The sequence below is a fragment of the Cupriavidus sp. MPR-AND1C genome, from assembly GCF_058809705.1.
The window spans coordinates 192267-205571 of sequence record NZ_JBXASU010000001.1; the positions used below are offsets into that span (position 1 = coordinate 192267).

The window sequence follows — 13305 nt, forward strand, 5'->3', positions numbered from 1 at the left end:
CGCAGTATAAAGGCAGACGATTCGGCGCTGGCAATGCGCCGGGCAAGCTGCGGCAGGGCAGGGGGCGTCAGCCCATCGTGAAGCCATCCTTCAGCGTCTCGCGCAGGTAGTCCACAAACACGCGCACGGCGCGCGGCAGGTAGGGGCTGTAGGGGCGGATGGCGAACAGGTGGTCGCCAAAGGCCCCCGCCGGGCGCCAGTTGGGCAGCACCTTGACCAGCCTGCCGGCGGCCACGTCCGCCTGGGCGGTGAAGTCCGGCAGCAGGGCGATGCCCAGTCCGCCCAGCGCCGCCTCGCGCAGGGCCTCGCTGTTGTTGGCGGCAAAGCTGCCGTGGATGGCCACGCTGCGCCGGGGGCCGGCGCCGCGCAGCGGCTCGAAGCTCCAGGTGGGCGATTCGCCCCGCCGGAAGTAATGCAGGCAGGCATGCTCGACCAGTTGCTCAGGGGTTTCGGGCGAGCCATGGCGCTTCAGGTAGCTGCGCGTTGCCACCAGCACCGTGTTCGTGCGGCATAGCGTCCAGGCGATATGCGTATCCGGTGCCACCGAGGCGTGCCGGATTGCCAGGTCGAAGCCCTCCTGCGCCAACGCGGTGAACTTGTCGGAAAACTCCATCTCGATCCGCACCTCCGGATAGGCCTTCAGGAAGGCCGGGATGCGCGGGACGATCTGCTGCCGGCCCAGCGCCACTGGCGCCGTGACCCGCAGCAAGCCGCGCGGCTCGCCGGCAAGATCGCGCACGCCGGCAAAACTGCGCTCGATGTCCGCGAAGGCGTTGCGTGTTGTGTCCGCGAGTTGCTGGCCGGCTTCGGTCAGCCGGACGCTGCGGGTGGTCCGCTGCACCAGCGGCACCCCGGCGCTGCGCTCCAGCTCCGCGATGCGCTGGCTCATGGCCCCCTTGCTCAGGCCCAGGCGCACGGCCGCGGCCGTGTAGCTGCCAAGCTCACCCAGCACGACCAGCGAGTAAAGGTGCGCCCAGTTGGGTTCTTTGTTTTCGTCTTCCATCGCGGCATTGTTTACTTTGCTAAACAATGAGTCAAGCCGCGCGGCATTGATGGGGGAAGGGGCCGTGACTACACTCGTCGCATTGGCTAATCCCTCCTACTCTTTCCCTCTCTTTTATTGGAAGGCAGCAACGTGAAGACTCCCATCGCATACACCGAAGGCGGCCAGCTGGGCCACTACATCAACGGCAGCCGGGTTGCCAGCGCCAGCGGCCGCGCGCAGGATGTCTTCAATCCGGCCACCGGCGCCGCCGCGCGCAGCGTGGCGCTGGGCTCGGCCGACGAAGCCGGCACCGCGGTTGCCGCCGCGGCTGCGGCCTTTGCGGCCTGGGCGGACACGCCCCCGATCCGCCGCGCGCGGGTCATGCAACGCTTCCTGCAACTGATGAACCAGCATCGCGACACGCTCGCGGCGATGATCACGGCGGAACACGGCAAGGTCTTTTCCGACGCGCAGGGCGAAGTCTCCCGGGGCATCGATATCATCGAGTTTGCCTGCGGTATTCCCCAGTTGCTCAAGGGCGACTACACGGACCAGGTCAGCACCGGGATGGACAACTGGACGCTGCGCCAGCCGCTGGGCGTGGTCGTTGGCATCACGCCGTTCAACTTCCCCTGCATGGTCCCGTGCTGGATGTTCCCGATCGCGCTGGCGGCCGGCAACACCTTTGTGCTCAAGCCCAGCGAGCGCGATCCCAGCGCCAGCCTGTTCATGGCGGATCTGCTGACCGAAGCCGGCTTGCCGGCCGGCGTGTTCAACGTGGTGCAGGGCGACAAGGTCGTGGTCGACGCACTGATCGCACATCCTGAGGTCAAGGCGGTGAGCTTTGTCGGCTCTACCCCGATCGCTCAGTACATCAGCGAGCGCTCGGCGCATTTCGGCAAGCGCGTGCAGGCGCTCGGCGGCGCCAAGAATCACCTGGTGGTCATGCCCGACGCGGACATCGAACAAGCCGTGGACGCCTTGATCGGCGCCGGCTACGGCTCGGCCGGCGAGCGCTGCATGGCGATCTCGATCGCCGTGCTGGTGGGCGATGTCGCGGACAAGATCCTGCCGCTGCTGGCCGAGCGCGTGAAGGCACTGGTGATCGGCAACGGCATGAACGCCGAGGCCGAGATGGGCCCCATCGTCACGCGCCAGGCCCTGGAGCGGATCGAAGGCTACGTCGGCCTCGGCGTGGCGGAAGGCGCCACGCTGGTGGTGGACGGGCGCGACTGCCGCGTGCCCGGCCATGAAGCAGGCTTCTTCACGGGCGGCACCTTGTTCGACAACGTGACCCCCGCCATGCGCATCTACAAGGAAGAAATCTTCGGCCCGGTGCTGGGCTGCGTGCGCGTGAAGGATTTTGCCCAGGCCGTGCAACTGGTCAACGACCATGAGTTCGGCAACGGCGTGGCCTGCTACACCAGCGACGGCGGCGTGGCGCGTGAGTTTGCGCGGCGCATCCAGGTCGGCATGGTCGGCATCAACGTGCCTATCCCGGTGCCGATGGCCTGGCACGGCTTTGGCGGCTGGAAGCGCAGCCTGTTTGGCGACACCCACGCGTATGGCGAGGAAGGCGTGCGCTTCTACACCAAGCAGAAGTCGGTCATGCAGCGCTGGCCCGACAGCATCGGCAAGGGCGCCGAGTTCGCCATGCCTACGGCGAAGTAAGCTGCGGGCGGCGGCATGTTGGCGCGCTAATCCGGATCCGAATCTGGATATGACCCACATGCCAGATCGATCCGCGTGCCAGTCCCGGCAGCACGTTGCGCTGCCAGCCGGCCAGCCGCAGCACGCTACGCTGCGGGCGGCCGGTGTTGCCTGCCAGTTCGGCAGCATCTGCCGCGGGCTCCTCCCTACAATCCAATAGAGAGGAACGAGGCCCACGGAGACCGCAATGCGTGCCCTGCCAAAGACAGCCGCCATCCAGATTGCCCCTGGCGAAGGGCACGACCCCGACATTGAGGAAACCAGCGAATGGCTCGACGCCCTGGCCGGCGTCTTCCGCACCGGCGGCGCGCCGCGTGCGCGCTTCCTGCTGGAGCGCCTTGCCGAGCATGCCAGCCATCTCGGCCTTGGCGAACGGGCCAATCCGTACTCGGCCTACCAGAACAGCATCGGCGTAGGCGAGCAGCCACGCTATCCCGGCGACCTTGCCATGGAGCAGCGGCTGACCTCGATCATCCGCTGGAACGCGCTGGCCATGGTGGTGCGCGCCAACAAGGCCTACGGCGAACTTGGCGGCCACCTTGCCAGCTATGCCTCCGCCGCCGAGATCTTCGAGGTGGGTTTCAATCACTTCTTCCGCGCCGACGATGGGGACCGCAAGGGCGACCTGGTCTACTTCCAGCCCCACTCCGCGCCAGGCGTCTATGCACGCGCCTTCCTGGAGGGCCGGCTGTCCGAGTCCCAACTGGCGAGCTACCGGCAGGAAACCGGCGGCGGCGGCCTCTCCTCCTATCCGCATCCCTGGCTGATGCCGGATTTCTGGCAATTCCCGACCGGCTCCATGGGCATCGGCCCGATCAGCGCCATCTACCAGGCCCGCTTCCTGCGCTACCTTGGGCATCGCGGCATTGCCGATACCGCTGCGCGGCGCGTGTGGGGCGTGTTCGGGGATGGCGAGATGGACGAGCCGGAATCGCTTGCCGCGCTCTCGCTGGCGGCGCGCGAGAAGCTCGACAACCTCACCTTCGTCATCAACTGCAACCTGCAGCGCCTCGACGGCCCGGTGCGCGGCAACGGCCAGGTGATCCATGAGCTGGAGGCGCTGTTTGGCGGCGCTGGCTGGCACGTCGTCAAGGTGGTCTGGGGTTCCGAGTGGGATGCGCTGTTTGCGCGCGACACCCATCACGCGCTGCTGCGGCGCTTTGCGGCGATGGTGGACGGCGAGTACCAGAACCTCGGGGCCAAGGATGGCGACTACAACCTGGCCCACTTCTTCAACACGGACCCCGAACTCAAGGCCCTGGTCGCCAGCATGAGCAGCGCGGATATCGATGCGCTGCGCCGGGGCGGCCATGACTTTCGCAAGCTGTACGCCGCATTCCAGGATGCGCAGGCGCACCAGGGCAAGCCCACCGTGATCCTCGCCAAGACCAAGAAGGGCTACGGCATGGGCGAAGCGGGTGAATCCCGCATGACGGCGCACCAGCAGAAAAAGCTTGATATCGACGCGCTGCGTGCCTTCCGCGACCGCTTTGCGCTGCCGCTGGACGACGATGCCGTGGCGCAGCTGCGCTTCTACAAGCCGGCCGACGACAGCCCGGAGATGACCTACCTCCATGCGCGCCGGCAGGCGCTGGGCGGCTACCTGCCCGCCCGCGCGCGCACCGCGCCCGCGCTGCGCATGCCAGAGCTGATGCAGTACGGCCGCTTCGCCATGGAGCCGGACGAGCGCGCCGTCTCCACCACCACGGGCGTGGTGCGCCTGTTTACCAACCTGATCAAGGACAAGGACATCGGCCCGCGCGTGGTGCCCATCGTGGCCGACGAGGCGCGCACCTTCGGCATGGCCAACCTGTTCCGGCAGATCGGCATCTACTCGCCGGTGGGCCAGCTCTACGAGCCGGAAGACGCCGGCTCGATGCTGTACTACAAGGAAAGCCAGCAAGGGCAACTGCTGGAAGAAGGCATCACCGAAGCCGGCGCGCTGGCGTCGTGGACGGCCGCGGCAACGTCATACAGCGTGAGCGGCGTCGCCATGCTGCCGTTCTATATCTACTACTCGATGTTCGGCTTCCAGCGCGTCGGCGACCTGATCTGGGCGGCGGCGGACCAGCGCGCGCGCGGCTTCCTGATCGGCGCCACCGCCGGGCGCACCACGCTTGCCGGCGAAGGCCTGCAGCACCAGGACGGCACCAGCCAGCTGATCGCCGCCACGGTGCCGAACTGCCGCGCCTACGATCCGGCCTTCGCCAGCGAAGCCGCGGTCATCATCCACCACGGCGCGCGCAGCATGCTGGAAGCGCAGCGCGACGAGTTCTACTACCTGACCGTCAACAACGAGAACTACTTGCAGGCGCCGCTGCGCGAGGACGCGCACGGCGACGTGATCAAGGGCATGTACCTTTTCGGCACGCGCGGCCCGGAAGGCGCCGCCACCAGCGTGAGGCTGCTCGGCTCGGGCGCCATCCTGCGCGAAGTCATCGCCGCCGCGGACCTGCTGGCAAGCGACTGGGACATCAAGTCAGAGATCTGGAGCGTGACCAGCTTTTCCGAACTGGCCAGGGACGCCCGCGAATGCGAGCGCGCCAGCCTGTTCGCCAGCGGCGGCGAAACGCAGAGCCATTTGCAGCGCTCGCTGCCGGGCGCTACCCCGGTCATCGCCGCCACCGACTACGTGCGGGCCTATGCGCAGCTCATCGCCTCGTACCTGCGCGCGCCGTTCACCGCGCTTGGCACGGACGGTTTCGGCCGCAGCGACACGCGCGCCGCGCTGCGCCGCTTCTTCGAGATCGACCGCTACCACGTGGCGATTGCCGCGCTGCGGTCGATTTCTCCGGCGCTGCATGCCAAGGGGCTGGAGCGCTATGGCGTGAAGATGGAGGTGGATGCGCCCTGGGCGCGTTAAGCCAGCGCCTGCGCGCTAGCTGCCAGCAAGTCCGTCGTCTCCTCAACGCCCGCGCTGAGGAGCCGCGAATCAGCATCACGGCCTCCTTGCGCATTGGCGCGCGCAAACGCATCACTCGGGCATCACTCGTTCGCTGGCGACGGCAGCCGCACAATGTCGCGGATGCTATCGCAAGCCGAATGTCTTCTTCGGCACGGCCGGCTTCCGCAAGGCCTCCTGAAATTCCCTGCGTCCTATCCCCGGGGTGCGGTGCTCCGGGATTTGTCATTGGAGTAGCCATGGCTTGCGTCGTCACTGAAGCTTGCATCAACTGCCGCTATGGAGATTGCGCGGAAGTCTGCCCCGTGCATGCGTTCCATCAGGGGCCGAACTTTATGGTGATCGACCCGTCGGTATGCCTGAATTGCACGATCTGCACCCTGGTGTGCCCGGTCAATGCCATCAAGAATGACTATGACCTGACGGAGAAGGAGCTCGGCTTCGTTGAACTCAATGACAAGTTGGCGAGGAAGTGGCCGGTGGTGAAAATCGGGGACGGGCCGCTGCCGGATGCCGACGATTGGGCGTTTCTGGAAAACAAGAGGGCGTTGCTGGTTTAGGGAGCAGGTTGAGGGTATATCGCGACGGAGAGCCGCCTTGCAAGCGGTCAGCCGTGTGGAGGATCAGAAAGCTCTCGGCACAGCCCATCGTCCCTGCCCTCTGGTGGCAGCACAACGATCGAGCGCGCGCAGCTAACGGGCCTTGGTGTCGATGGCAAGGCTGGTAAATGATTGTTGCAAAATCGAACAGAATGTCAGGTGCCTCGGCGCTACAGTGGCCCTTCCCATGCCTGAAGGCGTTTTTTGGAGGTACACGAATGAAGCAACAACTGGCGAAATCCTTGTTGATGGCTGGCGCAATGATCGCGTCCTATCCGCTATTCGCGCAGCAGGCCCAGCCCATTCAGCCGACCCAGCCGATGCAATCCAGCCAACCGGCGCAATCCATCCAGTCGGTGCCATCCGCCCAGCCAATGCAAGCCATGCCGGCGACAGCGCCGTCGGCCCAGGAGGCGCTGCCGGCCGCACGCGATGCCTATGCGCAGGGGGCCGAACAACCGGCGCAGGCGGGCATGGCGCCTGCACCAGCCGACCCGACACTGGCCCGCAGCCCCAACCCTGCAATGGACCCCGCCAGCATGAGCCTGGCTCCCGACGCGCTCGGAACGCGCCTTGGCCAGCGCAATCCTTTCCTCGACGGCGCTTGAGCGCCTATCCGCATTCTTGCGCGCTGTCAGTCTTGACCATCCCTTCGGTGTGCAACGCCCGGTGAACCCGGCAGCGCTTGGCGATGGCAAGCAGCGCGGCGCGCTGGTCCGCGTCGAGCGGGCCGCGCGTCCATCGCGCGCTCGCTCGGTTGATCGGAAATATCTGGTTGCGTGGCCAAGCCCTTGGTTTGCGCAGGAACATGCAGAACGGCGCGCTGCCTCAACGCCCCTTGCCCGCCTGCGCGCGCAGCGACTTCACATTGTCCGCACTCACGTCGCCAGGTTGGCCGCCATAGCTTGCCCGCAGGTAGCTAGCCAGGTCGGTCAGTTCCGCGTTGCTCAGGCGCGAGGCAAAGCCGGGCATGTCCTGCATGCTCTCCAGTCTGGGCCAATTTCGTGCTTCGATGCTGTCGAGAATGGACACGATCAGGTTATGCGGATCCGCGTTGCGCACGCTGGATTTGCCCAGCATCGCCACCGCCACATGTGGATTGCCGTCACCCTCGCGGCCATACGCGCACCACCCATTCGGCGAGGCGATCCATGATCGCAGCTGCCAGGAGGTATCCAAACCGGCCGTCGGCTCCGCAGCAAAGCGAGCCGCGAGCGAGCGCTTGCGTCCGTTACTTCACGCCACCGCTCGCCATCCTCGTCCATCCATCCCCATAGCTTCGCAAAACCCGCGCGCCATCGGACCACTTCGCGGTTTCCTCCATCGAGGCTTATTCGGTGCCCGCCAGCGCGCGTGTGGGCACACACACAATCACGCGGACTATGGCCGGCATCGAGTAACCCTAAACGGGAAGAGCCAAGTGGGTAGCGGCGGGACGAGGTCGCTTCCCGGCCATGAAGCGCCGCTCAGTCGCGCCTTTGCTCAGACGTTTGGTTGTCCAGTGTACCCACGAAGGGTACTCACGGTGTTGTGCAACGCCGCCCTTCCGCCAAGTTCAAACGCTAGTCAGAGCGTGTTTTTTTTGTGCGGGGTGTGGTCTTTCCGCGGGTGGTCCGGCGGCGGTGCTAGTGCAAAAGCCCCATAGATGGAGTGTTTGGTCCCGCACCGACATGCAGCAATCGTTTGGCAAAATAGGAACTCTCATCCTGTCGACCCTTAGGCTATACAGAATTGTCTATCGCATACGGTTACATCATTGCCGCCGCAAATCTCCTCGCTGGGATAATCATCGTGGCCGTAGGCATGCCGGATATCGGCCGGAACATGCGAGGAAAATCCCCATGGCTTCCGTTCGGAAGGACAAGCGCCTTTAGAATATTGACAGGGCGTCTGGTTCGCTTCTTCGCAGTGGGCGTGCTAGTGGCGGGCACGGCGCGTATTATTCTCCAGGTGGTTGGTGTACCAAGTCATCTCGATGATGCTCAATTTTTTCTGGCAAAAATCTCCTTTTGCATGGGCATGGTTTTTGTTGGCTTTTTCCAATATTTGCATCGGAAACGACGGGACTAGCTTTCGTTAACGGCTCAGTCCGCCTGGGATACGGCGCCAAAACAGGAACTCCAATGAACGCCACGAATATTCTCACCGCTATTCGCGCAGCCGCAGGTCTCGGCGCAGTAGCATCTTGGTTTTCACTGATCTGGTTGCTTGGCATTCCACTCTTCCTTACTAGCAGCAAGAGTTATTTCTTCGGCGGAATCGTCATCGGCGTTGCACTTTGGATATTCGCTCTGGCCGTGGCGTTAGCGGTGAAGTGCGCAAACTGCGGCAGGCGCATGCTGATCGATTTCCGATCGCCCTCCCTATACCCAGACTGGCAAGCGTTACGAGACCAGTTTTTCCCCCTGCAAGTGCTCATCGAGCCTGCAAGAACCAAATGCCTCCACTGTCAGGCATATGTCGGGACAGCACCCGAGCATCACGCTGGGGGGAAGCAACCAGCAAAGCAATCCGCGAATTCTGGAGATGGGCGGTGAGCAGGGAAATTCCCAAAAGGGAAGCGGGTCAGATTTTGGTACAGAACAGCGAGCTGGTCTTAAATGCATTCGGCTACTGGCCGGCCTTTCACGATTCAGAGGTTGTCACGTTCTGTATAAGGATGCCTGAGGAAGCCGGCCGGTATGTAGCTGATGCAACTATAGCAGTACGGCATGGCGGTCAGGACAACCCAGAGTGGACGGCTTCAGGCGAATTTCGGATCGTTGAATTCCTATGCCGGGATATAGCTGAGACCAATATTAATCTCAATGAACTGTCCGGCGGTGGCTGGCTGGACGAGATCGTCATATCGACGCAAAACAATGGTCGCCTCGGCTTTGATATGAGGCCTCTCGCTGGCTTTGATGTTCGGTTTAGTTGTCGATCTGTCGAGATCCTGGCGGTCGGCCCGGTGCCTTCCGCCTAGAAGTCGAATCAGTACTGAGTGCCATGAGTGTCCATGGCACATGGCAGCAGCCTTTGCAGAGCTTCCAGCATGTCATTTAGGCCCAGCGACGGCGCCTCCTGCGAATGCCAGGCTGGCGCCCCCCTTTGACCAATGATTCGCCCGCCAACTCGGCCGGGCGAGCGCCGGTTGTACCTCGGAAGCGGTCGCTACGGTGTCTCGATGCCCGAAAGGCCAGGGTCGATCAGAGACGACCACGCTTTGGCGGCGGGCATCCGACCGATCCAGGCCATCAGCAGCTGGTCAGGGTTGTCATTCCCCTCGCGCAATGGCACGATGCGGACATGGTGAACGTTTTTCTATAGGTCGAATCATGGCGCTATCGACCAACGCAAGACCTTATCTTGCACTGACACTTCTTGGCGTCATACTCGCTGTGGGAGCCGCGTCAGAAATCTATGGCAGAGCCTCAATTAACGTAGTAGGCCAAGTAGCGACTGATGAAACGAGGTGCCAGGAACCGCAGCATAACCGTTGCGTGACCAGGTATGTCCTCAGGGCGGTAGATGGTTCGACCACAGCATACAGCGCTGCCCCTACCGACCAATCATTACGACGCTACCTTCCTGTAGGAACTACCATTGAAAAACACCGGTGGCAACTCACGTACCGAGTCAACGGTGTCGAGGTCGACGACTTTCCAATATTGTTCTACGGTGGCCTTTTCTGGTCAGGGGTAGGCGCATTTGCATGGGGTCTCTACCTCCATAAGAAATGGCCGGCCTAATTCAAACTCTGAACGACCGCTTTGGAGCAAGGCGACCGACTCCTATGGGTCGGCTGCGGTCCTTCCCTTACCCGTTTCGGTGATCAGCGCGCTGAAATGAAGAAGCCGGTGTTTCCACCGACCTGCTGAGTTTGTAGGTATTGCGATGTATCGATACATACATTGCCAATCTGCATAAGTCCCTTTGCTGGCAAGGCGACCAGCTGATCATCCGCTCAACTAGGCATGGTTAAGGTATAAGTCGGCGAAGACCAGTGGTTCGCCGCCACGCTGGCATCCGTCAAGGTTGAAGTCCGCCCGATGAAGAAGCTGAAGGACGCCGCGGCTTAAGTTCGCTGGGATGGGCTGGAGAAAGAAGGGGAGCTGAGGCTTCCCATTTTCGTTTCGCCTGTTCCTAGACGACCGAGCGTGAGCGAATCAGTGTCTGCGTGCCTTGTGGAAGCACCTCTTCTGCGACCTCGAACAATCCGGATTTGAGGATAAGCGCCTTCAGGCTCCGCTCGCCAAAGCGCGCCTTGCGGTCAACCAGCGCGTCTGGTTCCTGGCGTTGTACGATTCCCGCAGCATAAGCCAGGTCGGTCCATCCATCTGCCCGTTTGGGAGCCGCTGCGACTTCTTCCAGCAATTCAATCATCCGGCTGCCCTGAAGATGCATGAGTTCAATAGCGGCCGTGGCCTCGCTGGATGCCCAGGAGTTCGCAGCCATCTGTAGCGTTTCAGCCATTGAGCCGTGCATTGATTTGAGGCGATGATGCATTGCGACAATCCTCTCTCGCTGCCGGTCCAGATGGACGCTAGCCTCGGTCATCGACGAAACTGAGCCAGGTTGCCAGCGTGGCAGGAAGTGATGCGCGAGTTCGTTGCGCTCAGCGGTTAGCGCTTCGAGGTCAGCTTCCAGAGCTTCCTTGTCCGACGGCTTGAGCTCGAACCGGAAGGTCGTGCTAAACCAGGGTTGGGAGACGTCAGCAGGCTCCTGATTTTGTGGCTGTTCTTCCGGGGGCGCGAGAAGTTCATTGCGAAATTTTCTCTGCAGTCCACCCAAAGACGTCGTTGTCAGGGCCGCATGTCGCGCCTCAAGTCGAGTCGCGGCGTCCGCCGGTGTCCCCTCGATCCTTGCAAGTCCCAGGATGGCCTTCAATAGGTGTTCCACCTGTTGATTCAGAAGTGGGTTCCGTCCCATCTTGAGGAGAACCTCGTCCTCGAGAGCCTAGACGCAGACGGATGTCACACCAACCGCAAGACCGGGGAATACCATTGTCATCGCGGAGGTGGGCGCGTCGGCTCAACCTCGACGCAGAGCCCGACCGCCTCAGCCGGTAAGTCGACCAATTCACTCGTGACGACTCGCAGCACATCATCTGGCCAGACCTGCTACACCGGTCCCCGCGGAGGCACTTACACGATTACGTCCAGCGGTCGCAAGGACTATGGTGGCTGCTAGTGCGGGATGGGCGAGGGTGCCCGCCGTTGGGCCGATCCCTGAACTATACCGTCACCCAGCCCCGCTCGACTCTCCCACCTTGCAATTCGGCGAAGAACTTTTCTGGGTTCTCGCCGATATCCAGGGACGCGGGCAGGACGAGTCACCGGGCGCGGCTGGGCTTGGCGCCGGTAGCGCTAGGACTGAGGTGATGTTTCAGTTCGGCAAACGGACATCGGCCAACGCTTGCTTCCAGACATCCCAATGTCCGGTCTACTCCTCGTATCGGACGTTCGGGCGCAGACCAGCGGCGTGCTTGCAGGTCGCTCAGCGTTCTAGTCCCACAAACGAAGGCTGGCGTTTTCCGAGGAAGGCTGCCACACCCTCACGGAAGTCGCTCCCTTGCAATGAAGCCGCGATCTCGCGCTCGGCCAGCGCTACGCTTTCACCCAGAGTCTGGCCGAGCGCGAGGTAAGACTGCCGCTTGGTCGCCGCGATTGCACTGGGCGAGCACAGGGTAGCCAATGTGGCGGCACGTTCGAGGACCTCTGGCAGAAAGCCATCGGTTTCGAGCACGGCTGAAACGAGGCCGGCCTGTTCCGCCTCCTGTGCGCTCATTGACCTGCCGCTGATCAGCCATTCGAGCGCACGAGACAGACCAATCAGCCTGGGCAGGATCCAGGCAATGCCGTGTTCGGCGGGTAGCCCGCGCCGCACGAAGGCTGGTACCAGGCGCGCTTCGCGGCTAGCGTAGCGGATGTCGCAATAGAGCGAGAGCACCAGCCCCACACCGGCTGCCGCGCCATTCAGAGCGCAGATGATCGGCTTGCCGATCGACAGCAGATAGCTGTAGCGCTGGCCAAAGTCCTCCCTGGCGGCGACATCGTTGGGCGCGTGAGCCGCGGTACTACTGACGTGTCGCGGGCCGGACGCCGCCAGCCGCGCGCGCGCCGCCGACAGGTCGGCGCCGGCGCAGAAGGCATTTCCGGCCCCGGTCAATACGATCACACGGACCTCGCGATCGTCCTGGCAGCGCTCTAGCGCAGTGCGCAGGCCGGCTTCCATCTCAGAGTTCCAGGCGTTGAGCTGGTCCGGCCGGTTTAGGGTGATGACGGCAATCCGGTTCGCCACTTCGCAGAGGATGATCTCGTTGGTGCCAGGGCTGGCCGCAGTCATGATTTGCTCCTCATGTGTTCAGTCATCAAGCGCAGCGCCTGGCGGTGCGCCTCGGTGGTGTGCGCCAGCGCCTGCATGCTGGCGCAGAGGTTGAGCACGGAGTCGAGCGTGTTGAGCTGGGACGCGTCCACCAGGCGCTTCGTCATCCTGACCGCGTGCCCCGGGTTCGCGGCGATCGCGCCCGCAAGCGTCAGCGCAGCGTCCATCAATGTCTCAGGCTCGGCCAGGCGCGACACGAGCCCCCACTCCAGCGCCTGCTGTGCACCGATGGCGTTGCCGGTGAGCGCCATTTCATAGGCGCGCGCCAGAGGCAGGGTGCGTGCCAGTAGCCAGGCGCCGCCGTCACCCGCCACCAGGCCAAGCTTGACGAAGCTCTCTGCAAAGGTCGCGCGGGTCGAGGCAATGCGGATGTCGCACATGCAGGCCAGGTCCAGTCCAGCACCAATGGCGGGGCCGTTGACCGCCGCGATCATCGGTATGTCGAGTTGCTGGAAGGCTCGCGGGATGCGCTGGATGCCATTGCGATAGCGCTCTTCGTTGGCGATCGGCTCGCCCGCGGCGAGCTGGGCCAGCGACTGCAGGCTGCCGCCGGCGCAGAATGCGGGCCCGGCCCCGGTCAGGACGGCCACGCGCAGGGCCGGGTCGGCGGAGATCTCCGCAAGCGCCGTGACGATGGCCTGGATGCAGGATTCGTCTGCAATGGCATTGCGCGTATGCGGGTGGTTCAGCGTGATGACGGCGATGCCGTCATCACGGACAATCTGGACGAAATCTGACATGGC

Annotated in this window: 13 protein-coding genes and 1 pseudogene; 9 read left to right on the top strand and 5 right to left on the bottom strand. The window is 63.4% G+C overall.

Features of this window, described 5'->3' with window-relative positions:
* Window positions 1-67: 67 nt before the first annotated feature.
* The gene (locus AC1RWI_RS00895; RefSeq protein WP_492863913.1) at window positions 68-1003 is read right to left on the bottom strand and encodes a LysR family transcriptional regulator; all 936 of its coding nucleotides are present in this window, start codon (window positions 1001-1003) and stop codon (window positions 68-70) included.
* 132 nt (window positions 1004-1135) lie between these two features.
* Between AC1RWI_RS00895 and AC1RWI_RS00900 the strand changes: the two genes are divergently transcribed.
* From AC1RWI_RS00900 to AC1RWI_RS00915, 4 genes are all read left to right on the top strand, one after another.
* Window positions 1136-2656, top strand: a complete 1521-nt coding sequence (locus AC1RWI_RS00900; RefSeq protein WP_043356536.1) for a CoA-acylating methylmalonate-semialdehyde dehydrogenase — start codon at window positions 1136-1138, stop codon at window positions 2654-2656.
* Between the two features lie 226 nt (window positions 2657-2882).
* On the top strand, window positions 2883-5558 hold the full coding sequence (gene mdeB, locus AC1RWI_RS00905) for an alpha-ketoglutarate dehydrogenase (RefSeq protein WP_492863916.1): 2676 nt from the start codon (window positions 2883-2885) through the stop codon (window positions 5556-5558).
* Between the two features lie 278 nt (window positions 5559-5836).
* The gene (locus AC1RWI_RS00910; protein ID WP_043356530.1) at window positions 5837-6157 is read left to right on the top strand and encodes a DUF3470 domain-containing protein; all 321 of its coding nucleotides are present in this window, start codon (window positions 5837-5839) and stop codon (window positions 6155-6157) included.
* A 257-nt stretch (window positions 6158-6414) separates the two neighbouring features.
* Window positions 6415-6804: a hypothetical protein gene (locus AC1RWI_RS00915; protein WP_492863918.1), complete on the top strand. Its 390-nt coding sequence runs from the start codon at window positions 6415-6417 to the stop codon at window positions 6802-6804.
* A 220-nt stretch (window positions 6805-7024) separates the two neighbouring features.
* Here AC1RWI_RS00915 and AC1RWI_RS00920 read toward each other — a convergent pair whose 3' ends face one another.
* Complete coding sequence (locus AC1RWI_RS00920) at window positions 7025-7375, bottom strand: c-type cytochrome (RefSeq protein WP_492863920.1); 351 nt, start codon at window positions 7373-7375, stop codon at window positions 7025-7027.
* 552 nt (window positions 7376-7927) lie between these two features.
* Between AC1RWI_RS00920 and AC1RWI_RS00925 the strand changes: the two genes are divergently transcribed.
* The 4 genes and pseudogenes from AC1RWI_RS00925 to AC1RWI_RS00940 all read left to right on the top strand — a co-directional run.
* Window positions 7928-8266 (top strand): hypothetical protein, encoded by a 339-nt coding sequence (locus AC1RWI_RS00925; RefSeq protein WP_492863922.1) that lies wholly within the window; start codon window positions 7928-7930, stop codon window positions 8264-8266.
* Window positions 8267-8319: 53 nt separating this feature from the next.
* Window positions 8320-8733, top strand: coding sequence for a hypothetical protein (locus AC1RWI_RS00930; RefSeq protein ID WP_492863924.1), 414 nt, complete (start codon window positions 8320-8322; stop codon window positions 8731-8733).
* The gene (locus tag AC1RWI_RS00935) at window positions 8730-9161 is read left to right on the top strand and encodes a hypothetical protein (RefSeq protein ID WP_492863926.1); all 432 of its coding nucleotides are present in this window, start codon (window positions 8730-8732) and stop codon (window positions 9159-9161) included. Before AC1RWI_RS00930 ends, AC1RWI_RS00935 begins: the two co-directional genes overlap by 4 nt.
* A 1009-nt stretch (window positions 9162-10170) precedes the next feature.
* Window positions 10171-10257: pseudogene (locus tag AC1RWI_RS00940) on the top strand (HU family DNA-binding protein); the annotation flags it as partial.
* A 64-nt stretch (window positions 10258-10321) separates the two neighbouring features.
* Here AC1RWI_RS00940 and AC1RWI_RS00945 read toward each other — a convergent pair.
* The gene (locus AC1RWI_RS00945; RefSeq protein WP_492863928.1) at window positions 10322-11065 is read right to left on the bottom strand and encodes a hypothetical protein; all 744 of its coding nucleotides are present in this window, start codon (window positions 11063-11065) and stop codon (window positions 10322-10324) included.
* 3 nt (window positions 11066-11068) lie between these two features.
* Here AC1RWI_RS00945 and AC1RWI_RS00950 point away from each other — a divergent pair, with 3 nt between their 5' ends.
* The gene (locus AC1RWI_RS00950; RefSeq protein WP_492863930.1) at window positions 11069-11368 is read left to right on the top strand and encodes a YHYH domain-containing protein; all 300 of its coding nucleotides are present in this window, start codon (window positions 11069-11071) and stop codon (window positions 11366-11368) included.
* Between the two features lie 306 nt (window positions 11369-11674).
* Here the strand turns inward: AC1RWI_RS00950 and AC1RWI_RS00955 are convergent, their stop codons facing one another.
* Complete coding sequence (locus AC1RWI_RS00955) at window positions 11675-12523, bottom strand: enoyl-CoA hydratase-related protein (protein ID WP_492863932.1); 849 nt, start codon at window positions 12521-12523, stop codon at window positions 11675-11677.
* Complete coding sequence (locus AC1RWI_RS00960; RefSeq protein ID WP_492863934.1) at window positions 12520-13302, bottom strand: enoyl-CoA hydratase-related protein; 783 nt, start codon at window positions 13300-13302, stop codon at window positions 12520-12522. Before AC1RWI_RS00960 ends, AC1RWI_RS00955 begins: the two co-directional genes overlap by 4 nt.
* Between the last annotated feature and the right edge of the window lie 3 nt (window positions 13303-13305).